This window comes from Vibrio bivalvicida (assembly GCF_001399455.2).
Lineage (GTDB): Bacteria > Pseudomonadota > Gammaproteobacteria > Enterobacterales > Vibrionaceae > Vibrio > Vibrio bivalvicida.
Genome location: NZ_LLEI02000010.1, coordinates 81,558 through 105,109 on the forward strand (window position 1 = coordinate 81,558; position 23,552 = coordinate 105,109).

The window sequence follows — 23,552 nt, forward strand, 5'->3', positions numbered from 1 at the left end:
CGATTACTTTATTTGTGCACTCAAAAGTGCCCAGTACTCTTCAAAGTTTGCAGTCGGTTGGTATTTAAAGTCTGAGCGAACGAATCGGTTTAAGCTTCCTTCTACCTGACCAAGCAGTTGGGCAGCTAATACCTTCTCATCAACAGGAAATGCTTTTCCTTCACGCAGCATACGCTCACGTAGGATCTGACGGATAGAGGTTTCAATACGCTCAAATAGCTGATTGATACGGTCACGCAAGCGTTCATTTTCAAACATTAGTGCGTGACCAGACAAAATACGGCTCAGACCTGGATTGCGCTCAGCAAAGGCCAGAATCAATTGCAGTACGAGTCGAATTCGAGTCAGAGTGTCTTTCTCTTCATCCAGAATACGGTTGATACGCGACATTAAAGATTCTTCGATAAACTCGATTAAGCCTTCGAACATGCGCGCTTTACTTGGAAAGTGTCTGTACAGAGCGGCTTCTGAAACGCCAACTTGCTTAGCGAGTTTTGCGGTAGTAATGCGTGAAGCGCCTTCGTTGGACTCCAGCATTTCAGCCAATGCTTGCAAAATTTCATCTCGGCGGTTGGTTTTTCTTGTTCCGGCCATGAACCTTTTCCTTATTGTTACCATTCTGAATAAAGCTTTGAGCAAAACAGCTCAAAGCCAACAACTTATGACGATTCCATTTATCGCGAAGGTTTGTTCTTGTTGAGAATAAATATGAGCTTTACGCTTCTAGTTTGTCCGCGATTGTCATGATGATTTGCGAGGCAATTTGTTGCTTCGACGCAAGGGTAAGTGATTGCTTACCATCTTTCCAGTATACGGTGATTGCATTGTCGTTGCTATTGAAGCCTTGCCCTTCGACAGAGACATCGTTAGCACAAATCATATCAAGATTCTTCTTGCTGAGCTTTGTACATGCGTAGTGTTCTACGTCTTTAGTTTCGGCAGCAAACCCAACGGTAAATGGTCGAGACTCACTGAGAGCAGCGACAGAAGCGATAATGTCGGGATTCTTCACCATAGTGATGGTCATTTGATCGCTATCATCGGTCTTTTTGATTTTTTGCTCGGCGATGGATTCAGGGCGATAGTCAGCAACTGCGGCGCAGCCGATAAAGATGTCATGAGTTTTCGCTTGCTCGATCGCAGCGTTATACATGCTTTGCGCACTGTCGACATCAATACGCTCTACACCTGTTGGTGTCGCAAGGGATACTGGGCCAGAAACGAGCGTTACTTTTGCTCCCTGTGCTACTGCAGCTTGCGCCAATGCAAAGCCCATTTTTCCAGAACTGTGGTTAGAGATGTAGCGCACAGGATCGATCGCTTCACGGGTTGGACCTGCCGTAATCACTACTGATTTGCCTTTAAGTGGCTTATCAGCAAAAAACTGTTCACATCGTTCGACGAGCTGCATTGGCTCTAACATGCGCCCAGGGCCCACATCTCCGCACGCTTGTTCGCCTGCCGCAGGGCCCCAAACATGCATACCACGACGCGCAAGGGTTGCGATGTTCTCTTGGGTTGCGATATTGCGATACATCTGCTGATTCATTGCTGGTGAGACGGCAATTGGTGAGTCGGTGGCAAGCACCAAGGTCGTGAGTAAATCATTACCCATACCTGCGCTCATGCGGGCAATTAAATCAGCGGTTGCTGGTGCAAGTAAGACAAGATCAGCCCACTTGGCAAGCTCGATATGCCCCATAGAGGCTTCGGCAGCAGGATCGAGCAGGCTATCAGAGACAGGTCTGCCAGAGACGGCCTGCATGGTCAGTGGGGTAATAAATTCTTTAGCTGCTTTGGTCATAACCACTTGAACCTGCGCGCCACGTTCAATAAGGCGGCGAGTCAGCTCGGCACATTTGTAAGCAGCGATACCACCACTAATACCTAATAGGATCTTTTTACCTGCGAGTGTTTGCATGATGATCTTCCTTAAAATTTCTGCCCGTAAGATACCACGGCTGATATTTACGTGCCTAGGGTCGCTATCTGAGTTATTAAATTTGAAAGTTGATTTGGTGCAAAGTTTGCAACACCTCTATCGCTACAGTGTTTCAAGCTCTGCGCTTAGTTAATCGCACTGTCTCTTGCTCGGTTTTATCTATGGTGCCTTCTTTATTTACTCTAACTTTTGATGAGTTCAGCACGAATGGGATATAGATGAACGCTTTACCTAAAGAATCTATGCCACGAGAAAAGCTTCTATCACATGGCCCGCAATCGTTAACGGATGCCGAGCTACTGGCAATATTTTTAAGAACGGGTACCCAAGGGATGAATGTTCTGGCTTTATCAGACCATTTGATTAAGGAATTTGGCTCACTCAGAGCGCTTTTTTCTGCGGACTTAGACCAATTTTGTCGTCACAAAGGGCTCGGTGTCGCTAAATATGTTCAACTGCAAGCGGTACTAGAAATGACCCAACGTTACTTAGCAGAGACGCTAAAGCGTGGTGATGCCTTGACGAGTCCTGAACAAACGAAGCTCTATCTATCTGGACTACTCAGAGATAAGCAGAGAGAAGAATTCTTTGTGCTCTTTTTAGACAATCAACATCGAGTGATCTGTGGAGAGTCTCTGTTCCAAGGCACGATAGATGCTGCATCAGTTTATCCACGCGAGGTGGTAAAGCGCGCTTTAGAGCACAATTCTGCTGCCTTGATTTTGGCACATAATCACCCGTCAGGCGTTGCAGAGCCTAGCCAGAGCGATCGACGAATAACCCGTCGAATCAGTGATGCGTTAGCGCTGGTGGACATTCGCGTACTAGACCACTTCGTGGTTGGCGATGGAGAGATTGTTTCCTTTGCGGAGCGCGGTTGGATTTAAATCACATTTTTAGTTGTGAGTTCGCTGAATTCTGCTACAATCCCCCGACATTTTTTAGCACATAAATCAGCTCTGCCTAAAAAAGATCACGAAAACCTGTAAAAAGGATCTGTTCGGGTCTTGAGCAATGCTAATCAAGTTAGTATAATGCGCGACCTTTGATAGCCTTGTATGGGTTTCCATAGCGGTATAAGACCTCAAACTTCTAATTTAGAAACTGAGAGGTTCGGCCACCAAGGTTGATATCGAGCTGAAACGATTTTGGAGAAGACATTCATGTCACGAGTATGCCAAGTAACTGGTAAGCGTCCAGTAACGGGTAACAACCGTTCACACGCACGCAATGCTACTAAGCGTCGTTTTCTGCCGAACCTACAAACTCATCGTTTCTGGGTAGAGAGCGAAAAACGTTTTGTTAAACTACGTCTATCTGCTAAAGGTATGCGTATCATCGATAAGAAAGGCATTGATGCTGTTCTTGTTGATATCCGTGCAAACGGCGTAAACGTTTAAGAGGAAATAGACAATGGCAAAGAAAGGCGTACGTGAGAAAATCCGTCTAGTATCTTCTGCAGGTACTGGTCACTTCTACACGACTGATAAGAACAAACGTAACATGCCAGGCAAATTTGAGATCAAAAAGTTTGATCCAGTAGTTCGCCAGCACGTTATGTACAAAGAAGCTAAAATCAAGTAATTGATTCTTCTTTGAACTTCCTTCGGGAAGCGTGAATTGAAACCCAATCATAGCAATATGGTTGGGTTTTTTATTTTTTGGAGTGAAGGAGCGGGCTACGCCCTTCGTCCTATAGAACGCTGTGCTCCGAGATCGGGCTTCGCCCTGCGAGAGAAATGTGTAGTTGGCTTATCGAAAATTGCTAGCGGCACTTGTTTTCTAATAGGACAAAATAATCCCGCACCCCGCACCCCGCACCCCGCACCCCGCACCCCGTATCTCTCGCCTATCTATCTCTTTTCTGCTACTTTTGAGTCAGTTAAAGGCAGAGAAGTCAGACACTATGCGAGTTTCCCCTTCACGTCGTAAACGTTGGAACAATATCCTTATGTTAGGCATTATTGCGTTTATCGCTTTGCTTAACCTTCCTACTTTGATCAAAACCTATCTACTTGAGCCTACGGTGGTTGAAAGCCCTTATCCATATCTGTTGAACCCTCAGGCAGAGCTACAAGCATTACATTTCTCTGATTGGTCACTGGAGAAAAACCAAGGTCGCTGGCGCAGTACAGTGAATACCGCTATTCCTGAACAGGAACTTGCTCAGCGTTGGATTGATCTGGTGGGAACCGAAGTGACTCAAAATAACTTCGATAGCTTAAAGCCTCAGCTTAGTAGCCCAAGTTCAATTGAAGCATGGTATTTAGATCAGGAAGAGCCGCAAAGGATCACCTATTACCAAACCCCACAGTTTTGGTTGCTGAAAAACTGGCAAGATAAGTGGATAGCCATTTCGGTCGAACCTCGCTATCTTATGCCTCAGTAATATCACTACTTTGTGCTGTACGCGATAGGAACAACTGATGCCTGAATTACCTGAAGTTGAAGTAAGCCGAATGGGGATCTCGCCTCACTTAATTGGTCAAACGGTGGCCAAACTGACATTTCGCACCCCTAAGCTGCGTTGGGATATTCCAGCAGAGCTGAAAAAAATGGAAGGGCAGGTTATTCGGGGGATTTCTCGTCGAGCCAAGTATTTATTAATTGAAACAGATGCCGGTAGTGCGATTGTCCACCTTGGGATGTCTGGTTCATTAAGAGTGCTAGATGCTGAGATCTCACCTGCTAAACACGATCACGTTGATCTGAAATTGACTAACGGTAAGGTGCTGCGCTACAACGACCCAAGGCGTTTTGGCGCTTGGCTATGGACAGAAGATGGTACTCACGCCGCACTAGGTAGTATGGGGCCTGAGCCACTAACATCGGAATTCAATGCCGATTACATTGCTGAAAAGGCCGCGAATAAACGTGTTGCGGTGAAGCAATTTATTATGGATAACAAAGTTGTGGTTGGTGTCGGAAACATTTACGCCAATGAATCTTTGTTTAGTTCCGGTATCCATCCCACGCGACCTGCCGGAAAACTTACCGCGAAAGAGTGGGAGCTGTTGGTTAAAGAGATTAAGCAAGTACTAGATACTGCAATCAAACAGGGTGGAACGACCTTAAAAGACTTCGCTCAAGCAGATGGAAAGCCAGGTTACTTTGCTCAAGAGCTGCAAGTTTATGGCAAAGCAGGTGAGCCATGCCCAACTTGTGGTGAACTCATCGAAGAGCAGAAGATCGGACAGCGCAATACGTTTTTTTGCAATCAGTGTCAGAAATAGAGAGCAGAGCGGACTGCGTCCTTCGTGAACGGGCTGCGCCCTACGAGAATCTGGAACGGACTTCGTCCTCCGAGAGGTGGTTGCTAGCCGTGAGGTGGTAGAACCTTTGCTTCAACAAGGAAGATAGGATTAGTTTTTAAGGAGAGATAGAACGTAATAACCTAGCTCTCCAGCTTCCCATTAAACATGTGCTTTGGTTTTTAACGCTTCCGCGACTATTTTAGGTACAAAGTTGGTTACGTCACCACCGTGAATGGCTACCTCGCGAACAATGGTTGAAGAGATAAAAGCATGCTCTTCGGCTGGGGTTAAGAATACACTCTCTAAACCTGGCATAAGGCGGCGATACATGTTTGTTAGACCAAATTCGTACTCGAAGTCGACTGTCGTACGCAGACCACGAATCAATACGTTGGCTTGCTCTTGTTTGGCAAAATCAACCATAAGACCAGAAAAGCCTTTAGAGCTGACGTTGTCTAAATGCTTAGTCACCTGTTGAGCGAACTGAACACGCTCATCCAAGGTAAACATGGTGTTTTTACTTGGACTAGCAGCAACGGCGATGATCACCTCATCAAACATATCTGCGGCACGTTCGATCAGGTCTAGGTGACCGTTGGTTATAGGATCAAATGTTCCCGGATAGATTACTCGGGATAGGCGTTTTTGGCTCACTGTGCGCTTCTCTAATCATTCCATCTCATTCAATGTTAACAAAAAGGCTCACAATTACCCACTGAAGCCGTTATCATTGGCACAAAAGATAGACGTGGATTAAGTGATGAAAAAAATACTGGTAGTGAGAAACGACAAAATCGGCGACTTTATGTTGGCATGGCCGAGCTTTGCCATGCTTAAAGCATCGCTGCCAGATTGCCAGATCACTGCGCTGGTGCCGAACTATACGGTTGCTTTAGCTAAGCTCTGCCCTTGGATTGACCATGTGCTTGTTGACCCGACAAAGAAGGGGACTAAACAGGCGCAAAATGAGCTGATTGAGCAGATTCGTCTCGAGCAGTTTGATGCTTCTATGAATCTGTTCTCAACCACTTACAATGCCAAGCTGGTTTGGAAAGGCAAGATCCCTTATCGCTTAGCCCCTGCAACTAAGCTCGCGCAGATCTTTTATAACAAACGCATTAAGCAAAAGCGTTCTCAATCGGCTAAGCCAGAGTTTGAATATAACCTGGATCTTGTTCGCGCCTTTTTAAGTGACATTGGCCAGCCTATCATTGAACCTTCAGCACCTTATTTATCATTTAGCTCGCAGCAGTTAGAGCAGCAAAAAAACAAGCTAGCGCAACAACTCGAATTAGATATAAACCAGCCTTGGGTATATGTTCATGCTGGCAGTGGTGGCTCTGCAAATAATCTTTCTTTAGAGCAGTACACACAGCTTGTCAGCGATTTAGCGGGTGAATTTGAAGTGGTTTTAACCGCTGGGCCAGGTGAAGAACAAAAAGCGGCTGAGTTACAAAAACTGATGGCAGAGCGTGGCCGAAGTGCTGTGCTTTACGATAAGAATGATGGCTTAGTTGACTTCTCTTGCTCGATTGCATGTGCAGATATGTTTATTGCTGGCTCTACCGGTCCGCTGCACATAGCAGCTGCGATTGATGTCCCTACTGTTGGCTTCTTCCCAAGTAAACGTTCTGCCACGCCACTACGTTGGCAACCGATCAATGCGGAAGGGAAGCATATCGCTTTTTGCCCACCGCAAGCCGATGATAAAGCGGGTCAGGAAGATATGGCGCGTATCGACATAAGTAAGGTGTTGGAAGAGTTACAGCCTTGGGCTACGGATAAATTAGCATAGAAAAAGACGACCTGACTGGGTCGTCTTTGCATCAGAGTCTCTAAAACTTCTCCGGCATTTTATCAGTTTCTGTTCGAATCCATAAATCAGCATATTTGACAAAGGTTGAATGCGCAGAGAGTAGAGATAACAGAAAGCCCTGTTTACCATCTAAGAAGCCGGCCTTAACGACATACATTTTCAAAAAGCATCCCAATGCATGAAGAATACCTTGTGAGATGCTGCTCTTTTTACCCTTTTTCTCTCGCTGCTCTGCCCACGCTTTCGCATAGCCTGCGGACTTAACCAAATAATGGTTCATATCATTGTAGGTAAAGTGAATCAGGTCACCAGTAAGGTTTTCAACCTTCATCTCCCCAGTTACTTCGACTTTCTCATGTACCAAGGCATCATTGTACTGAGTCAGCTTCGTTGGATATAAGCGCAGAACGCGATCTGGATACCAGCCACAATGACGAATATAACGACCAAATACCCAACTTAAGCGCGCTGTTTGATAGATGGTCGAAGGTTCGTTGTTAGCAACCGCAGCTAAAATGCTCTGTTTTAGTTCGGGTGTGACACGCTCATCAGCATCGAGCCATAGAATATAATCTGATTCGACATAAGATTGTGCGATACGGCGTTGAGGCCCAAATCCTGGCCACTCTTGATTGACGAAAAACTTGTTGGTAAAAGTTCGCGCCACTTGTTCTGTTTTGTCCGTACTTCCAGAATCGAGGACGACAATTTCATCAACCCAGTCATGGACGGTTTCCAAACAAGCTTTAAGATGCTGCGCTTCGTTTTTTACGATCAGTGCAACGGCAATAGTTGGTTTACTCACAAGGATTCCTCTGGAGTGGATGACGGTAGGTTTAGATCTGCGACTACTTTATCAAACATAGCGATAACTTGCTGAGCCTCAATACGCTGCATGGCGTTTTTGTCTTTCACTCGTGCCCGCCAGCTCAACTCTTTTGAAGCTTTGCCTGTCTCTGCATGAATAGCTTCTTCATAGGCAGACACAACATATTGGCGATACTGATAAGGCCCTGTTCGCTCTGGATTGTGGTGGGCATAAAGACCAATAACAGGGGTGTTAACCGCATTAGCCATATGGGCTGGGCCTGTATCTGGTGCAACAACAAGATTGGCTTTATCCAATAGAGCTAACATCTCTTTTAGAGAGCTTTTACCAACCTGATTGTTCACATTAACATCAATCAGCTTTTCGACTTGCTCGGCAAGGTCTAGCTCAACCTGAGCAGGACTACCAGCTAAAATAATATTCCAGTCTGATAGATGGGCGTGCTTAATCAGCTTGGCATAGCCTTCTGCTGTCCAGTTTTTATAGGTTTTGCTCGCTGCCGGAACAATCACTAGGTTTGGTTTGGTAGCATTAAGTTGAGCTGTTGCCCAGGTTAAATCATCCGCAGAGTAGTCAATCCGCCATTTCGGTGACATATCTTGTACACCGAGTGTTTCACCAAAGACAAGTAACCCATCGAGAACGTGCATGGTTGGCGGGGAGGGGACTTTGACATTGGTAAACAAGTTTTGAAAGTCTTGGCTGCGCGTCGAATCAAAGCCAAGTTTGTATTTTGCCTTAATACCTAAGGTCGCAATGCTGGCTCTAAATGCGTATTGCATATGCAGGAGAGCATCGAACCGGTAATCCTTTAGCTCGCGCCACAGCGATTTATAGCCTGCCCAGCCTTCTTTTTTATCAAACACGACCACTTTGACGTTGTCTAAATCTTCAATTAGCTTCGCTTCCAGTTTGCCTGTGACCCAGACAATTTCAGTCTCAGACCACTGGCGCTGTATCGCTTGCACAGCAGCAACGGTATTACAGACATCACCAATCGCAGACAAACGTAGTACGCAGAGAGATTTAGGAGCAGAGGAAAAAAGTGGCATAGTGATTTCAATTATCGAGTATTAGCCAAGATTATGCAGAGAGGCTTAATAAATGTAAAATGGCGGCGCAAATAAAATGAGAGATCACCATTTATGAAGACTTTGCAGTTTGATAATCAGACCATATGGTATGACGAAGAGCTACTCAAAGAAGACCCTAAACAAGTTTTTGAACCAAGCTATTGGCAGCAAAATGGTAAAGTCATTGGTAGTGCTCAAGGCCGTGGTACAACTTGGTTTGTACAAACCGAGTCAATGCCTGCGGCGCTGAGACACTATCGTCGTGGTGGTCTATTTGGCAAATTGGTTAAAGACAGCTACCGTTTTTCAGGCTGGGAGCAAACACGTAGCTACCAAGAGTTTCAGCTCTTGAATACGCTAATCCAAGGGGGTGTCAACGTCCCTACCCCTATTGCCGCCCGTGCTATCAAAAATGGCTTGAGTTATACGGCCGATTTATTGAGTGAAAAGATACCTAATGCCAGAGATTTGGTATCGATTCTGATAGAAAAGCCGCTTTCTGCAGGAATATATCAGAAAATTGGTCAAGAAATCCGTAAGATGCATGATGCGCAAGTGAACCACACTGATCTCAATATCCACAACATCTTGCTTGATGATGACGGAAAAGTTTGGATTATCGACTTCGATAAATGCCACCAACAATCTGGTAATGAGTGGAAGCAGAGCAATTTAGCAAGACTAAAGCGCTCTTTTGAGAAAGAAGTGGGTAAGAGACAGATAAAGTGGTCTCAGGGTGATTGGAAAAATTTAGGTATTTAGGTAAGCATATGAAGATTTTTGTTATCAGTTTGATTGGTTCCGTTGAAAGAAGGGAGCGAGTTAAACAAGAGCTTAATGGTGTCTCATTTCAGTTTTTTGATGCCATAAATGGCCGTGAAGGTCTACCTGAAAGCTTAGAGAAGAGAATCGATGATAACCATAGAAAGCTCTTTAGAAGCAGACCTTTAACTCTAGGTGAAAGGGGTGTATACGCAAGTCACTATTCACTTTGGCAACAGTGTATCGCACTTGATGAGCCGATTGTCATCTTAGAAGATGACTTCAAGACAACGAGATACTTTGGTGATATCATTTCCCATTTAGGTAAAATGGCGAAAAGTTTTGATTATGTGCGCCTTGAGCCACAGTATACGGAAAGCCTAAACTTAGGGTTTGATGAAATCGTACAGAAAGTACTGTGGTTGGATAACTCAAAAGGCGCTACGGGGTATATGTTGACACCAGTTGCGGCTAGAAAGTTCTTACAAGCTAGTGAGCGTTGGATATGTGCAGTAGACAATTTTATTTCTGAAACCTACTTGCATGGTGTGCCAAGTGTGGGCGTTATCCCTTACGCGATTTATGCGCCAAATGATATGGAAAGTACTATCCAAGGGTTGTCTAAGTTACAGAAAGTCCCTCTTATCTTCAAGGTGACGAGAGAGCTACACAGATTCTATCGGTTTTTGCTAATGTCTTACTGGAATCGAAGAATGTTGAAGCAATTAAGAAAGTGATATCTTACTTAGTCATGAAGTATCCGCGATGCTTCATAACTAAGAGGAGTCTAAAGGGTAATTTTTCTGGCCTTGAACTGAGTGAGTTCTCCGGCCTCTATTTGGGTTATTAGTGAACTAAGAAAGTCGTCGGCATTATCTTTGAAAGAGAGGTCATCAAAATCCAAGTAAGAGTATTCCCACCATTTAGTCTCTAAGAGCTTTTTTACTAGCTCTTTATCAAAGCGGTAGCGTATTATCTTGGCCGGTATACCCCCAACAATCGCGTAAGGGGGAACATCCTTGGTAACAACTGCGTTGGCCGCAATGACAGCACCATCAGAGATTGTTATTCCTGGCTTAAGCGTTACGTTTTGCCCAATCCAAACATCATTGCCTATTATGAGTTTGTCTTCTTCAGGCGAAGAGTAGGTTTGGACTTTCCCAGAGTTCACCCCAAAAAGATTACAATATGTGATTGGACTAGTTGTAATTCTTTCTATAGGGTGTTGAAACCCCATTATTTCCAAGCCTTTTGCGATTGAGGTATATCTCCCCACTGTTGCATAGTTTGGAAGGACTGAGTGGGAATAGGAGAAGCTTCCCATACACCAAACGTATTTAGACTTTGGGTAGGTACATGATTCTTCAATGACTGTAGGGTGTTCGCAAGCGGATACTTTTCCCCAGTAATGACGGGAAGATAAAGTAATGTTGAGGGCTTTGATTTGTTTTCGTTGCTGTAGCGATAGGAAAAATTTCCGATTATGCATGACTATTACTCATATCTAAAAAAGCGTAGCACCTGAGACTCATACTTTTTTAAAGCTCGTTTGAGGCGCTTATTATCCCAAGCTCTGTTTTCGATACCAGAAAACTCTTTCCAGTCTGCAAGATCAATTTCCAGAGCTAAGTTACCTCGATTATAAAAGCGCTCAGTAACATCTAGGCCAATGTTTTCGGGTAAATCGACAATGAGGTTATTGGCAATAAATTTCTTCCAATATTCTTTCCCAAGACCAGCGTGATCTCCTGCTTTAGTATTGAGCATGTAGTCAATGCCTAACAAGTGAGAAATCCAACTCAAGCATAAAAATTGCTCTGTTGCAGGATAGCGAGATTTGTAGCCAGACACTTTATTAAAGCGCAATTCAGGTACAAAGTTCTCGTTCCAAATTTTTAGCAAATCCGCAGTTTCACCAAAATCAAACAGATCGCTTTTATGAAAATGGACCTCTCTTCCCGCATGAGATGAAATAAAGAACGTACTACTAGTAACTACACGTGAGTTTAGCAAGGCATGTTTGCTTTCTCTCGTTGTTCCTGAATATTTCTCATACAGTTCAACAAAGCCTCTGCTTGTCACTAGATTATCGGTCCTCATCTTCACGGCGAACTTAGTTTCAGCTGTAGCTAATCCCATGTATGAGCTATACAACTGGCGATTATTGTTCAGTTGAATTCGTTCATCACCATGATAAATGAAGTTAGGTCCTGGGTCGTCAAGCTCAAGCACTAGGTCATAATCTAAGCCTTGATGAGGCTGCTCTTTCCATGTCGATAGAACGATTTTAGACTCAGGGAAGTGGTACCTAATGGAATCCAAACATTGTTCGGTTATCCCTTTAATTTGATCGCGCCCTGAGGTCGCTTGGATAGGACCTTGAACAACGAATGTAATGTCTTGGTCTGCAATAGTCATGGGCGTCTGTTATCGAATGAGCCTAGGCATAATAGTCGACTGGGCATAAACTAATTAATCATCAAAGAGGTGGCTTAATGTATCGCTATCTCGTTCTAGATTAATAGCAACTGCGGATGGGTATGGATTTGTTGCTGAGTGGTCGTTGATTAGGTAACGACGAGTATGTGGTAAACCAAATAAGCATCGGTCAACTCGTACTCCAAATTTTGCTAGCTCTTGAGTTGTGTACTCAATTTCACTTTCAGGCCTTGATGACGTTAATACTAAAAATAGGCCACCATCTTTCTGTAGTTCCGCAATTTTAGTTAGGTTTGCTTCTAGCCCAGGAGTTTTCCAGCCATTCTTCGCAAACTTACTGCCATTCTTAAGCAGGACACCGTCTACGTCGCAGAAGACTGTCATATGTTTTTTGCAGAAGTGGCGGTACTCGCGCAGCGTGCCCCAATCAACGTACTCAGATGCTGAGCGACGGACGAACTCTTCATTTAACATTAGCATCTTGTATATTACGTGTGAAATGTACACTTCCTTGTCAGATGAAATGTTTTCAAAAGTGGAGCAGAACTCTTGGGCGGAGCGGAAACTATAGCCACCACAACAAAAAAAGTTACTGATAACTTCTTTTTCTACAATGTTCGAGATAACCCCTAAAGAGTCAACTTCTACATAACTCTTGTTTTTGGCATCTACAAGCTCAATATCGTTGAGGTCAATGGTAGTGACCGCATTGATTGGTTCTGGAGAACATGAAAACTTATTGTCGCAGTCTTTGATAAAGAATGAGCCTTCTATTTGACCTTGTTTGATCGCCTGATAGATAGTCTCTGATTGTGATGAGGTTGGCTCTTGTAAAACAACAAAATCTGGATCTACCCCTGTTGCGCGAATAAAGCTTTCCGAGACAACTTCTTGAGACGTGTACTTTTCCAAATGTTCTTGTAAACAGACGATAACTACGCGATCAAACTTCTCTAGGTCAATAGCTTCAATCGATTTCTCAAGCATTAGTTTTCCATCTGGCATAGTCAGAAGCCATTTAGGTCTCATGTTTGGAAATCGAGAAGAGCGCCCCGCGACGGGTAAAATTAATGTAAACATAAGTTATCCTGTTATTTTTTGCATAGTCTTGGTCATTGCCCAATTAAACCAAGTAATAGTAACATCATCGTGGTCTTGGATATATGGTGCGATTCTAAGTATGGTGAGAGCTTCAATAATTCTCATCTCATACTCAAATAGCCTTTCTAATGTAGCTAAGAAAGATGGTTTAGCATGCTCGCAAAAAATCTCACCTTTAATTCTGACACTTGCTTTTTCTTTTCTGAAGCTCCAACCAAAGTCGAAGTCTTGGATAAGCTTAGCTGCGTCCTGTAAAGGACTATTAATGTCACAGCTAAGAAAGTCGAATAAAGTTAGTTGATTATCTTCAGTAACTTTGAGGTTGGATAGGGTTAAGTCTCCATGGCATATGCCTAAGGGTAGTTCCAAGTCGTTAGTGCAATAGTTGAGCAATGTTTCTATGTGAACTTGTGCATTAGGTAATGTAGTTTCTTTTCCCGAAAGATTTTCTTTAATTGATAATATCTTTTGTCGAACCGCTTCAACCGGGTAAACGCCATCTTCACTTTGGGATACGGAATTGATTAAGTAAAAGTCTAGTGCCGTTTTTAAGTTTTTCGCGACTGTTTTAGAGCCTTTATAGGCAACTTGCTCACCCCCTAGACCTTCAATGAATGGCATAGAAACAGATAGCTCTTTGTCCGTCTTGCTTATTTCAAGCACAGGAATTGCAGAGATCGTATAAGATGGCGTCACTAAGGATTTAAAGTTGCGTTGCTTTATAATGGCTTCGTAGTTTCTATCTAGCGAGGAATAAATTTTTTTTCGCACAAGATAGGAACTTGATTCTTGAATTACTTCAAGTACTGCACCGGAGTGAGAGGCAGCTTGAATTTTACTGTTTATTTCTCGCATATCTAGCTACAACCTTATTTATTATCCAGATTCCCGATAAGGCGAATGGTAGTTTCTATAGCGCCTGAGTTGTTTTGCACAAACTCCAATGCTGCCTGACCTTTATTAGTTCTAAGTGAGTCATTGTTAAACAGAGACAGCAAGCTTTCAAAGAGCTCTTCGCTACTTTTTACAACCGAACATGCATCGTGTGCGATCAAGGCTTGCGCAATATCTTGAAAGTTATAAAAGCTAGGGCCAGTTAAAGTTGCTTTTGCCAATGCTGCTGGTTCCAATAAGTTGTGCCCACCCACTTTATCACCAACAAGGCTTCCGCCCATAAAACAAATGTCTGATGCTTCAATTTGTTCAAGCATTTCTCCCATAGTATCGCCAAGGTAGACTTGAGTTGAAGTAGTGACTTTCTCTCCACTACTTCTTGAAACAGTAGGAAAACTCGCTTCAGAAAGAGATTTTACTTTAGAGAACCGTTCTGGATGTCTAGGCACCAGAATAAGAATTGCGTCAGGTTTATGCTTGAGAAGAGAGGCGTGTGCAGAGAGAACTACCTTATCTTCACCTTCATGCGTACTTGCTGCAATCCAAACTGGACGAGAAGAGCCAAGTGTTTTTCTAAGTTTCTGACCTTTGGCTTTTGTTTCTTGTTTAACCTTTATGTCGAACTTAATTGAACCTGAGACGGATAGTTTCTCAGTATTCACACCTAACTTTTTAAAATTGATTGCATCGTTAGGGTACTGACAAATTATCCTGTTAAGACTTCGGTTAAGTTGCTTGGCTAGAGTCGGAACCTTCTTATAACCGTTGCACGACTTATTGGAGAGGCGTGCATTCACTATTGTTATAGGAATGCCTGCGTGATTTGAGAGATGCAATGTATTTGGCCAGATTTCAGTTTCCATAATGATTAGCTGACAAGGCTTCGTCACTTTAAGGAATTGATTAATAGCAAAAGGAAAATCAAAAGGCATGTACCTATGTGTTACGAGTTTTCCCAGCTTTTTAGCTTGCTCTGCCCCTGTTGCTGTCGTAGTTGTAAGAACGATGTTTATCTCAGGGTATTGCTCTTTTAGCTTATAAATTAGAGGCGTAGCAGCTATTGTTTCCCCCATAGACACTGCATGAATCCAAACTGGGCTCTCCCTGTAAGGAAGAGCCGGGGTGACACCCCAATGCTCTTTCCATCGAGAGCCTATTCTAGGCTTACCCGACTTGGTCTTATAGAGGCTATAGATAAACAGTGGCGATACAAGAGCGAGTAGCACTGTATAGACGAGTCTGAAGATCAATGCGAATAACCTGCTTAGTCGTTATTTCTTGATTAAGTCATCTGGATCTAAATGAGTCCATTTACCACGTGGTTTATCCATATATTGAAAGTATTCGTTAGTGAATGAGCCTTGGATACACACATAGTTTCGGTCACGAGATTGAGCCTCTTTGTTTTCGAGAACTCTGTTCAACACCATAGGACCTGTCGTATCAAAAACACCTTTGACACGTTCGCCTTGAGCGTAATTCATAACATTGTCAACGATAATGTCTAGTGCTTCTTTGAATATAGGATTGTTTGGTTCAGTTGCTAAAAAGTAGTTCGTGTATTCGGTATTGTTCTTTATCTTGATAAACAACGCAGACTCGATACCAGCCAAAATTCGTTTTAGAGGCCACACTAAAGTTGCGTCGATATCCATATAGATCCCCCCCTCTTTGTGCAAGACAGCGAGGCGCCACACATCAGCCTGAGCCGCGCCATCGTTAAGCTTCATATAGCTTTCGTACACGTCAGGAGATGCGTTGTTTTTTAGGTACTCTCCTCGAGCTTCTGTGCTGACGTATCGATAATCATAATCGAGCGACATCAAGCGATTGAAGAGATAATTAAGATAGACAGGTAAGGTCGACTTGTTGGAAAAGTTTGTCTGCCAGATAATTTTGGTTACATTGCTTTCGCGATTTGTATGAACCTTAGCTGCAGAGTATTCAGGGATCGTAAAGCGAAGTTTTGGAAAAACAAAGTGAAACGGATACGACAATACCTTGAAGAGGTTACCAACCAGTTTTACGGCTCTGTTGGAAATTAAGATTGGAAATGTGTTCATGTTTGACCTTTTAGGCGTTGTTCTGTGTTGACAGTGCTTGCTGAACCACTGAAAGAATTTGGCTGTTACTTGGGATATCGCCATTTACATTCATGACAATCCGATGGTCATCTTCTAGTGGAGTATAGCGAAATGGAACAGTCGAATAAAAAATGCCGACTGTTGGTGTATGGGTTGCAATTGCTATATTTCTGATCCCTGTGTCTGGGGCAACCACCAACCTTGCTCGCGCAGAGTATTCTACTAACTCCTCTAAAGGAAGGCACTCTTGAATTTCAAAGTTATCCTTACCGATTAAATGCTTGAGGAAATCACCTTTCTCAAAATCATTTTTTCCTTCTAGATAGACGTGCTGATAACTAGGCAATATCTCAATGGCTTCTTCAATGAGTGACTTCATCTGTTGTTCTGAGAGAATTTTACTTTTAGTTGAAGCGCCATTGAAATAAAGAATTTTTGGCTTATTCCCTTTTTCTTCTTTGTACAGTTTGTAGTGATTAGGGTACGCGAAATCGAGTGGCCGCTGAGGGTTATGGCCAAGCATTTTTAACATGTCTAGCATCACTTCTAGCTCTGGTTGATAGTCAGAGCGAAACACTGCGATATTATAGAGAGAGCCACAAAGGTAAGGCTTGTATGGGAATCCAAACTTGAGCTTTGCTTTGCTAAACAGAGTCATCCAGTATGAACGACTTGTGCCAGCAACATCGAAGATAATATCCTGCTCTTCAAGTTGCTTGAACTCAGCAATTTGCTCTTTCAATGTCAGTTCTTTTTTCTTATGACGCCCAGACATAAAAATAGTTTCATCCGCTAAATCATAAGGGGCACCATATTGGTAGTTCGATACGCCTACTAGTGTTATTTTAGCGTTAGGAAAAAACTTCCTAGCTTCTACTAGCATTGGACGAGCAATCACTTGGTCACCTAGTGCGGCATGACGAAAAATCGCAATTTTCTTTACTTTCTCGGGGGCAAACTCATTTGCAAGGTAATGACGCGCAGTTGAAGAGGCGTAAGCACCGCGCTCAAACCATAAGTGATTCATAGTGTTATCCGATAAACTCTTTTAAGGCATTAATAACAATGTTTGGTGTTAGTTTGTTTAGGCAGTCTAGGTGACCTAGAGGGCATTCTCTCTTAAAGCATGGCCGACAATCTATATCAGTGTGCACCATTCTTAGCTTATCGGTGAGTGGGGGTGTGTATTTTGGTGAACTTGAACCATAAATTGCTACGATATTACAACCGACGGCTGCAGAGACGTGCATTAATCCTGAGTCATTACTGACGACCGTGTGGCACGCCGCCAATAGATCGACAGCCTCAATCAGAGACGTTTCACCTGCTAAGTTGAAACATAATTGAGCTTGCTCATTCGACAATTTTGAGCGAATGAGCTCACAGACATCTCTGTCTTTGGCTGAGCCAAATAGCCAAACCTGATAGCCATTTTCAATTGCAAACTGAGCGACTTGTGCATAGTAAGGGTCGGGCCAACGCTTAGCTGGGCCGAATTCTGCTCCGGGACACAGTCCTATAATAGGTCGAGTGCTCTCTAGATCTAAGCGAGATCTCGCATTTTTTTGGTTTAATAAGTCGATAGTTAGGTTAGGTCTAGGGCAGTTTGCTAGTCTGACGTTGCTAAGCATCTCACCTTTAGAGTGTGCTAAAGCAACATATCTCTCGACCATGTATTGGAAAACTCGTTTATCTGGTCGTAAGTCATTGAGTAGACCATAACGCATTTCTCCCTTCCAGCCTATTCTTGAACTGATACCTGCGAAAAATGGAATCAAAGCAGATTTAGCTGAGTTAGGCAGAATATAAGCGTGGCTATATCCCTTTTTAGCCAGCGTTCGAGCTAATTGCCAGCGGCCTTTTAGGTTGAACTCACCGTGACCCATTGGCATCTCGATGGCTCGATTGACTTCTGGCATGCGCTCCAAGATAGGTTTACACCATGCTGGGGCAAGGACATCTATCTCTGCACTTGGGTACAACTGTCTCAAAGTCGAATAAAGGCTTTGCGACATTACCATATCGCCAACCCATGATGGACCAATGACGAGAGCTTTCGTAGGTCTATTCACTTCTATCAAGATTTTTACCTTTTTCAGAAGCTACAATAGCAAAGAATATGGCTAGCATGAATCCGTAAAAAGAACCTAGTAAGTTAGCGGTTAGCGGCACTTCAGTTAGGCCAAAAATAGCAAAGCCTAATACAAAGACTGCCGCAACGGCAGAAAAATCGGTCCCGGTTTTTAAATAGTGACGATAAAAAATATAAAATGGAGCTATAAAAACAGCAAAAAGACTAAAGATGCCCAAAAGTCCATTGCTAGCGAGCATTTCAAAGTATTGGCTGTGAGCGTGCCCTCGTGAAACCTTTGACGCTCTTTCCCCCATTTCTCCAGAGAGAAATAGATGGTGATTTACTTGTTCTCTCTCCGCATAGGTCAATCCATAAAAAGGGCTCTCTTTAAAGGCTTCTGTCGCTCCAAACCAGTATTGTAGGCGTTCTCCAGCGGATACCGAGAGTTCAATATTTCCTGAGGCTATGTACGAGAACTCTTGAATTGTAGTGTCGATTCTGTTTTTAACGACATCGATGTAATTATAAACTAAGAAGCTGCTAACAATGAACGCGATTGCTCCCAATGTAACTAGTTTAATACTGACTTTCTTTATGTAGACAATGGCGCAAACAACTAACAATAAAGGTACCGCAAACATTGCTCCGCGGGTAAGAGTTAAAGCTATCGAAACTAAGCACATTCCAAATGCTAGTGATAACCAGATTCTTCTATTAGATGAGAAGCTTAAAGTAAGAGCTAAAAAGCCTAAGCTACATGCCAAAAAACCAAAGTTAATACTGAATAGAAAACCATCGACTCTAGCCATTTTGAGGATAAAATGCTGATATAGTGCAAGAAGTAGTGCTAGTAGGGAGCCAATAATGACACCGTATTCTAAATACTCCCTTAGTGAGAAGGTAGCTCTAGATAAATAATATCTACAAGACAGGTAAATAGGGATGCATAGTAGTAGTCTAGCTCCACCTTGAAAATAACGAGTAGTTGTGCCATCTGCTAATGCTACTGGAATGGCACCTAAAAAGTAACATGAAAGGGTAAGTACAACTGCTTTGTCAAAGTTATTGAGCTTCATAGCTCGTTTATTTAGCAACAGGTATCCTATTGACGCGAAGATTGATATAACAATAGCAATGACACTAAAGTTGGGAGTGGATAATAGGAGCGCGGGTACAAAAAAAAGGCTCCAACAGATAGTGTGCCTGTATAAACAATTATAATTTAGAGTCATCAATATATTCACTTGATTTTATTGAACAAGTATTTGCCGCGGATTTTTCTCCATAAACCGAATACATTAGTTCTTGGAAAAATCGCAATTCTACGAATCTGGAATGGATCTAGATGTGTGGCTAACGGACCACTGTTGGTTGCTACAGCAAACTGATAGCCAAGCTTTTCTGTGATTTTTTTTGAATCAGCATCTAGTGAGCCGTATGGGTATGCAAAAGAAGTTAGGTGCTTACCTAACAAATCTTCCAGATCTTCCTTATTTTTCTTAATCTCAACTTTTTGTTCTTCTGGGGATAAAATGCTTAAATGGGGGTGGCTGACAGTATGCCCTCCAACCTCGACATGCCCGGAATCGGATAAGGCTTTAAGCTCATTGGCATTCATTAGTGTTACCGACTTTTCAGGATTATGAGCAACCTCGACATCCCAGCGATTAAAGGTTTCACCTGTAACCGCATACACAACGGCTTTGAAGTTATACTTTTGTAGCAGAGGGAGAAGTAGGTCATAGTTATCTTTATATCCATCATCAACAGTGATAACGATATAGCGTTTGTCATATTCTAGCCGACTAATTAGGCCTTTGTCCGCTAAATCCTCAAAAGTAACAGTTTCAAATCCCATCTTTTTGATTAACTTGAAATGCTTTTCTAGCATATCAACATGTAAATATGTGCCATGTACACCTTTTTCGCTGTCATCCTTAATAAAGCGGTGGTACATAATGATTGGCATCTCTTTACGCAGCTTCTCGACGTAAACTGTTTGGTAGGTGCTTTCTATTTGGTCTACTATCTTCGCTAGGCTATAGTTTTCTTTTATCGTATCAACGACTTCTTTGTAACAATACTTGTTTTGTAGACCGAGTTTCACTTGCTGTTCAATTGATGAAAAATCTATATCTAGATCTTTTGGACCAATATCACCAAAGTTGCTTGCCATTGCTTCTTTAATATTGCTGTTATCAACTAAACCAATCGCTTCTGCTTCACCTATCGCAAGAGTGGGTCTTCCACACAGTAGAGATTCCATTGCTACTCGACCTGCACCTATCACGAGATCGGAAGTAGCTAAAACAGAGGCTATATCATTGGTGTAGCCACAAAAATCTACTCGCTGTCTAAATTTATCAAAACGAGATTCTATTTGAGATCCTGAGATAACTTTCACATCGTAGGAGTCGGTGTCTAGACACTCATCGAGCAACCGATAACAAAGGTCTCCTTTAGGGCCTGTTAAACGGCCAATAATGGAGATAATAGGTTTTTCGTTCTCCGGAGCTTCTAGCCGGATGAACTTGTCTGTTTCTATACCGTTTCTGCTTACCTCTAGCTGCTTTTCTGAAACACCTAATTCGGAAACTAATTGATCTCTAATCGCCTCACATACAGGAAGGGCCTTATCTCCCATAGCATGAAATTTCTTTCGTGATGCATGAACAGGTTGTCTACCATGTACGGTAGTGACCATTGGTGTACCGGTGATTTTGCATGCAACATGGCAACTCCAACTGGAAGCACGAGAATGAGCATGGACAAGCTGAATCTTATGTTTCTTAATCAAATAGACTAGATAAGCGACATGCCAAAAACGGCGAGGGATACTGCGTTTGTTGAAACGTAGCTTGAAATATTCGCCTTTGAAAGGTTTTGTTAAAGTGTCAGACACATAATGAACGTTATGCCCTCTAGCAGTTAGTTCGTTGCCAACCGTTGTGGCATAAACTTCTGCACCTGTGACCTCTAACTGCGAGAGTGCCATTAAGATATTCATTATTTAACTCTATTGATTCGAAAGAAAAGCAGGTTATCGATGAGCGGGTGAGCATATCGCTTAGTTGACATCTATGTCACCCCTAAGAGATCTAAGAATTGATGATTTTCATGTATTCAGCAACACCTTCAGCAACGGTTTTGAACTGATGGTCACAACCCGCAGAACGTAGTTTTGTTAGGTCTGCTTGAGTAAACACTTGGTATGCGCCTTTTAGGTGCTCAGGGAATGGAATAGTTTCTACTTCACCTTTGCCATGGAACGTAATCACCGCTTTAGCCACTTCTTCAAATGACTCTGCGTTACCGGTACCTAGATTGAAGATGCCAGATTTACCATTATCCATAAACCAAAGGTTAACAGCTGCCACATCACCAACATAGACGAAATCACGCTGGAAGGTTTCACTACCTTCAAACAATTTTGGATTCTCACCTGCGTTCATCTGGTTGTTTAGGTGGAAGGCTACAGATGCCATAGAGCCCTTATGTTGCTCACGAGGACCATAAACATTGAAGTAACGGAATCCTGTTATTTGAGAAAGTGTTTCTCCGTGCTCTTCAGCATCTTGCCAAATTCGACGTACATAGTTATCAAACTGCTGTTTTGAGTAACCGTACACATTTAATGCGCCTTCATACTCTTTTTCTTCGATAAAGGTATCAGTTTCACCATAAGTGGCTGCGGAAGAAGCATAGAGAAATGGAATGTCACGCTCTAGACAATAATGAAGTAGCTCTTTTGAATACTCATAGTTGTTGAGCATGACATACTTACCATCCCATTCTGTGGTGGCTGAGCATGCGCCTTCATGGAAAACTGCGTCGATTGGCCCGAAGTCATCACCAGCCATGATCTGAGTGAGGAAGTCATCACGATCCATGTAGTCAGCGATATCTAGGTCAACTAAGTTTTGAAACTTTCTACCATTTTTAAGGTTGTCAACGACAAGAATGTCATTAATGCCTTTGTCGTTAAGTGCTTTAACGATATTGCTGCCAATCATGCCAGCACCGCCAGTTACGATGATCATAGTAATTTACCAAGTGTAGATGTTGAGACATGCATATTATCATATACGATCTCGCTTTAAAGCGTGAGCTAGTTATAAACAGGAATCGCCTTCAGTACAGACCTTAAGTTGTTTATTTCGTATAGTACTTTCCATTTTTTTGGCTCAACGATAAAAATGCGATTTCCATCCGCTTCTGCTATCAGTAGCTTGCCTTGATACATGCCGCTTTCGATCTCATAGGCACTAGAAGGTGATTGAAGTTGAAATTTAGGCGAACGCCAAACTTCTGACCAGTCAGCAATGTCAAATTTTCGTATGACATTTTTGTGCTCTTCAACAATATATAAATGATGGTCCTTGGTGAAACTAATGCCATTGGGGTATTGTAATCCATTCAAAACTGTAGCTTTTTCCTTGGTATTGATATCAAGTAAAATAACCCTTCCGTTAAAACCATCACTTACAGCTATAAACTTATCTGAGAATGTTAGTCCTCGACTATCGGCAATTTCTTCATCTAGGAATTGTTCAATAGAGTTATCTTCTATGGTCAACTGATAAAGCGAAGCACGATCCCATTCGTTATTTTTAGTAGCAACAAACCATAGGTCTTGATCGTGAAACTCCACGTGGTTGCTTGAAATCCATTAATTACTTTCTCTAAATTGAACTTATGGTCATATATCTCAATTTTATTTTGCCCAGGAATAGAAAATGCAATTCGACCCGAAAATCTATCATATGAAACAGAGTAGTAGGCAGTATTGTACTGTCCGACCTCTTCTGATACACACTGGATAGGATCAAATTTATATCCTCTGAGTCCAAAATTTACTGCGGTAAGGATTTCAAAGTCCGGTGCTTCGCCCTTACACGTAGGTGCTGCTACATGATATTCTGCTTTTGTATAGAAATCTATACCATGATCATCGTATGTGTAGATGATCTGATCTGAACTTACGTTGTCAAATAATGAGTGCTTATTGTTGTATATTTTGTGAATTGCTTCCGAAACTAGATGAGGCTGCGTACTATAAATTTGCGTTACGGTATCGTGGAAGTTCAGGTTTTGTTTCAAAGCTTCCTTTGCTTCTTGGTTGGTGTATTGGATATTTTCAAGAATCATAGCCGCTGTAGTTTCGACATCAGAATGTGTTTGAGGTGAATGTAGATCTGCTGATAATACGAGGCTAGAAAGCAATAAGTTGATAAACATGCCTGACCTTAATAAATGCTTTTCTCGATGATAATCAATAGTTATT

Annotated in this window: 25 protein-coding genes and 1 pseudogene; 8 read left to right on the forward strand and 18 right to left on the reverse strand. The window is 42.6% G+C overall.

Translation table 11 applies throughout. From position 1 onward, the window contains the following. Positions 1-3: 3 nt before the first annotated feature. Positions 4-594: a nucleoid occlusion factor SlmA gene (slmA, locus tag APB76_RS01080; RefSeq protein ID WP_004743839.1), complete on the reverse strand. Its 591-nt coding sequence runs from the start codon at positions 592-594 to the stop codon at positions 4-6. A 121-nt stretch (positions 595-715) separates the two neighbouring features. Then, entirely contained in the window at positions 716-1,921 is a 1,206-nt protein-coding gene (coaBC, locus tag APB76_RS01085; protein ID WP_054962660.1) for a bifunctional phosphopantothenoylcysteine decarboxylase/phosphopantothenate--cysteine ligase CoaBC, read from the reverse strand. Between the two features lie 239 nt (positions 1,922-2,160). Here coaBC and radC point away from each other — a divergent pair, with 239 nt between their 5' ends. The 5 genes from radC to mutM all read left to right on the forward strand — a co-directional run bounded on the left by radC (position 2,161) and on the right by mutM (position 5,175). Further along, positions 2,161-2,829: a RadC family protein gene (gene radC / locus APB76_RS01090; protein ID WP_074181681.1), complete on the forward strand. Its 669-nt coding sequence runs from the start codon at positions 2,161-2,163 to the stop codon at positions 2,827-2,829. A gap of 276 nt (positions 2,830-3,105) precedes the next feature. Then, on the forward strand, positions 3,106-3,342 hold the full coding sequence (gene rpmB, locus APB76_RS01095; protein WP_004743834.1) for a 50S ribosomal protein L28: 237 nt from the start codon (positions 3,106-3,108) through the stop codon (positions 3,340-3,342). A gap of 13 nt (positions 3,343-3,355) precedes the next feature. Then, the gene (gene rpmG / locus APB76_RS01100) at positions 3,356-3,526 is read left to right on the forward strand and encodes a 50S ribosomal protein L33 (RefSeq protein ID WP_004410866.1); all 171 of its coding nucleotides are present in this window, start codon (positions 3,356-3,358) and stop codon (positions 3,524-3,526) included. A 322-nt stretch (positions 3,527-3,848) separates the two neighbouring features. Then, on the forward strand, positions 3,849-4,331 hold the full coding sequence (locus tag APB76_RS01105) for a hypothetical protein (RefSeq protein WP_049844165.1): 483 nt from the start codon (positions 3,849-3,851) through the stop codon (positions 4,329-4,331). Between the two features lie 37 nt (positions 4,332-4,368). Further along, positions 4,369-5,175 (forward strand): bifunctional DNA-formamidopyrimidine glycosylase/DNA-(apurinic or apyrimidinic site) lyase, encoded by an 807-nt coding sequence (gene mutM / locus APB76_RS01110; protein WP_049844166.1) that lies wholly within the window; start codon positions 4,369-4,371, stop codon positions 5,173-5,175. Positions 5,176-5,355: 180 nt separating this feature from the next. Here mutM and coaD read toward each other — a convergent pair whose 3' ends face one another. Further along, a complete protein-coding gene (gene coaD / locus APB76_RS01115) occupies positions 5,356-5,850 on the reverse strand; it encodes a pantetheine-phosphate adenylyltransferase (protein ID WP_049844167.1) in 495 nt (164 codons plus the stop codon). Positions 5,851-5,956: 106 nt separating this feature from the next. Between coaD and APB76_RS01120 the strand changes: the two genes are divergently transcribed. Further along, positions 5,957-6,991, forward strand: coding sequence for a glycosyltransferase family 9 protein (locus tag APB76_RS01120; protein WP_054962659.1), 1,035 nt, complete (start codon positions 5,957-5,959; stop codon positions 6,989-6,991). A gap of 40 nt (positions 6,992-7,031) precedes the next feature. Here APB76_RS01120 and APB76_RS01125 read toward each other — a convergent pair whose 3' ends face one another. Both APB76_RS01125 and APB76_RS01130 read right to left on the reverse strand, forming a co-directional pair. Beyond that, positions 7,032-7,817, reverse strand: coding sequence for a glycosyltransferase family 2 protein (locus tag APB76_RS01125; RefSeq protein WP_054962658.1), 786 nt, complete (start codon positions 7,815-7,817; stop codon positions 7,032-7,034). After that, on the reverse strand, positions 7,814-8,893 hold the full coding sequence (locus APB76_RS01130; RefSeq protein WP_054962657.1) for a glycosyltransferase family 9 protein: 1,080 nt from the start codon (positions 8,891-8,893) through the stop codon (positions 7,814-7,816). Before APB76_RS01130 ends, APB76_RS01125 begins: the two co-directional genes overlap by 4 nt. 93 nt (positions 8,894-8,986) lie before the next feature. Between APB76_RS01130 and APB76_RS01135 the strand changes: the two genes are divergently transcribed. Beyond that, positions 8,987-9,676, forward strand: a complete 690-nt coding sequence (locus APB76_RS01135; protein ID WP_054962656.1) for a 3-deoxy-D-manno-octulosonic acid kinase — start codon at positions 8,987-8,989, stop codon at positions 9,674-9,676. Between the two features lie 8 nt (positions 9,677-9,684). After that, a complete protein-coding gene (locus tag APB76_RS01140) occupies positions 9,685-10,413 on the forward strand; it encodes a glycosyltransferase family 25 protein (RefSeq protein WP_054962655.1) in 729 nt (242 codons plus the stop codon). Between the two features lie 179 nt (positions 10,414-10,592). On the opposite strand, the pseudogene APB76_RS23520 reads toward APB76_RS01140, so the two are convergent. The 13 genes and pseudogenes from APB76_RS23520 to APB76_RS01205 form a co-directional block, all read right to left on the reverse strand. Further along, positions 10,593-10,796 (reverse strand): annotated as a pseudogene (locus APB76_RS23520) (CatB-related O-acetyltransferase); the annotation flags it as partial. A 374-nt stretch (positions 10,797-11,170) separates the two neighbouring features. Continuing rightward, the gene (locus APB76_RS01150; protein WP_054962654.1) at positions 11,171-12,094 is read right to left on the reverse strand and encodes a WavE lipopolysaccharide synthesis family protein; all 924 of its coding nucleotides are present in this window, start codon (positions 12,092-12,094) and stop codon (positions 11,171-11,173) included. A 54-nt stretch (positions 12,095-12,148) separates the two neighbouring features. Then, a complete protein-coding gene (locus tag APB76_RS01155; RefSeq protein WP_054962653.1) occupies positions 12,149-13,195 on the reverse strand; it encodes a glycosyltransferase family protein in 1,047 nt (348 codons plus the stop codon). Between the two features lie 3 nt (positions 13,196-13,198). Further along, the gene (locus APB76_RS01160) at positions 13,199-14,071 is read right to left on the reverse strand and encodes a phosphotransferase family protein (RefSeq protein ID WP_054962652.1); all 873 of its coding nucleotides are present in this window, start codon (positions 14,069-14,071) and stop codon (positions 13,199-13,201) included. Between the two features lie 14 nt (positions 14,072-14,085). Then, positions 14,086-15,360 (reverse strand): lipid IV(A) 3-deoxy-D-manno-octulosonic acid transferase, encoded by a 1,275-nt coding sequence (waaA, locus tag APB76_RS01165; protein ID WP_054962651.1) that lies wholly within the window; start codon positions 15,358-15,360, stop codon positions 14,086-14,088. A 21-nt stretch (positions 15,361-15,381) separates the two neighbouring features. Further along, positions 15,382-16,173 (reverse strand): glycosyltransferase family 32 protein, encoded by a 792-nt coding sequence (locus APB76_RS01170; RefSeq protein ID WP_054962650.1) that lies wholly within the window; start codon positions 16,171-16,173, stop codon positions 15,382-15,384. Positions 16,174-16,183: 10 nt separating this feature from the next. Then, the gene (locus tag APB76_RS01175) at positions 16,184-17,221 is read right to left on the reverse strand and encodes a glycosyltransferase family 9 protein (protein ID WP_054962649.1); all 1,038 of its coding nucleotides are present in this window, start codon (positions 17,219-17,221) and stop codon (positions 16,184-16,186) included. A 4-nt stretch (positions 17,222-17,225) separates the two neighbouring features. Beyond that, on the reverse strand, positions 17,226-18,266 hold the full coding sequence (gene waaF, locus APB76_RS01180) for a lipopolysaccharide heptosyltransferase II (RefSeq protein ID WP_269085103.1): 1,041 nt from the start codon (positions 18,264-18,266) through the stop codon (positions 17,226-17,228). After that, complete coding sequence (locus APB76_RS01185; RefSeq protein WP_237767870.1) at positions 18,259-19,344, reverse strand: O-antigen ligase family protein; 1,086 nt, start codon at positions 19,342-19,344, stop codon at positions 18,259-18,261. The genes waaF and APB76_RS01185 overlap by 8 nt, the downstream gene beginning before the upstream one ends. A gap of 164 nt (positions 19,345-19,508) precedes the next feature. Then, complete coding sequence (locus APB76_RS01190; RefSeq protein ID WP_054962647.1) at positions 19,509-21,275, reverse strand: polysaccharide deacetylase family protein; 1,767 nt, start codon at positions 21,273-21,275, stop codon at positions 19,509-19,511. A gap of 91 nt (positions 21,276-21,366) precedes the next feature. After that, positions 21,367-22,308, reverse strand: a complete 942-nt coding sequence (gene rfaD, locus APB76_RS01195; RefSeq protein ID WP_054962646.1) for an ADP-glyceromanno-heptose 6-epimerase — start codon at positions 22,306-22,308, stop codon at positions 21,367-21,369. A gap of 68 nt (positions 22,309-22,376) precedes the next feature. Beyond that, on the reverse strand, positions 22,377-22,844 hold the full coding sequence (locus APB76_RS01200) for a YncE family protein (RefSeq protein ID WP_054962645.1): 468 nt from the start codon (positions 22,842-22,844) through the stop codon (positions 22,377-22,379). Then, positions 22,841-23,506: a hypothetical protein gene (locus APB76_RS01205; protein ID WP_054962644.1), complete on the reverse strand. Its 666-nt coding sequence runs from the start codon at positions 23,504-23,506 to the stop codon at positions 22,841-22,843. The genes APB76_RS01200 and APB76_RS01205 overlap by 4 nt, the downstream gene beginning before the upstream one ends. Between the last annotated feature and the right edge of the window lie 46 nt (positions 23,507-23,552).

Coding starts and splice junctions, on each gene's coding strand:
- APB76_RS01150 (WP_054962654.1), bottom strand. CDS start 12,094: ATGACTATTGCAGACCAAGACATTACATTCGTTGTTCAAGGTCCTATC.
- rpmB (WP_004743834.1), top strand. CDS start 3,106: ATGTCACGAGTATGCCAAGTAACTGGTAAGCGTCCAGTAACGGGTAAC.
- APB76_RS01160 (WP_054962652.1), bottom strand. CDS start 14,071: ATGCGAGAAATAAACAGTAAAATTCAAGCTGCCTCTCACTCCGGTGCA.
- APB76_RS01135 (WP_054962656.1), top strand. CDS start 8,987: ATGAAGACTTTGCAGTTTGATAATCAGACCATATGGTATGACGAAGAG.
- APB76_RS01140 (WP_054962655.1), top strand. CDS start 9,685: ATGAAGATTTTTGTTATCAGTTTGATTGGTTCCGTTGAAAGAAGGGAG.
- APB76_RS01175 (WP_054962649.1), bottom strand. CDS start 17,221: ATGAATCACTTATGGTTTGAGCGCGGTGCTTACGCCTCTTCAACTGCG.
- slmA (WP_004743839.1), bottom strand. CDS start 594: ATGGCCGGAACAAGAAAAACCAACCGCCGAGATGAAATTTTGCAAGCA.
- APB76_RS01205 (WP_054962644.1), bottom strand. CDS start 23,506: ATGTTTATCAACTTATTGCTTTCTAGCCTCGTATTATCAGCAGATCTA.
- rfaD (WP_054962646.1), bottom strand. CDS start 22,308: ATGATCATCGTAACTGGCGGTGCTGGCATGATTGGCAGCAATATCGTT.
- APB76_RS01105 (WP_049844165.1), top strand. CDS start 3,849: ATGCGAGTTTCCCCTTCACGTCGTAAACGTTGGAACAATATCCTTATG.
- APB76_RS01130 (WP_054962657.1), bottom strand. CDS start 8,893: ATGCCACTTTTTTCCTCTGCTCCTAAATCTCTCTGCGTACTACGTTTG.
- APB76_RS01185 (WP_237767870.1), bottom strand. CDS start 19,344: ATGAAGCTCAATAACTTTGACAAAGCAGTTGTACTTACCCTTTCATGT.
- APB76_RS01190 (WP_054962647.1), bottom strand. CDS start 21,275: ATGAATATCTTAATGGCACTCTCGCAGTTAGAGGTCACAGGTGCAGAA.
- mutM (WP_049844166.1), top strand. CDS start 4,369: ATGCCTGAATTACCTGAAGTTGAAGTAAGCCGAATGGGGATCTCGCCT.
- radC (WP_074181681.1), top strand. CDS start 2,161: ATGAACGCTTTACCTAAAGAATCTATGCCACGAGAAAAGCTTCTATCA.
- rpmG (WP_004410866.1), top strand. CDS start 3,356: ATGGCAAAGAAAGGCGTACGTGAGAAAATCCGTCTAGTATCTTCTGCA.
- APB76_RS01120 (WP_054962659.1), top strand. CDS start 5,957: ATGAAAAAAATACTGGTAGTGAGAAACGACAAAATCGGCGACTTTATG.
- coaBC (WP_054962660.1), bottom strand. CDS start 1,921: ATGCAAACACTCGCAGGTAAAAAGATCCTATTAGGTATTAGTGGTGGT.
- APB76_RS01170 (WP_054962650.1), bottom strand. CDS start 16,173: ATGAACACATTTCCAATCTTAATTTCCAACAGAGCCGTAAAACTGGTT.
- APB76_RS01155 (WP_054962653.1), bottom strand. CDS start 13,195: ATGTTTACATTAATTTTACCCGTCGCGGGGCGCTCTTCTCGATTTCCA.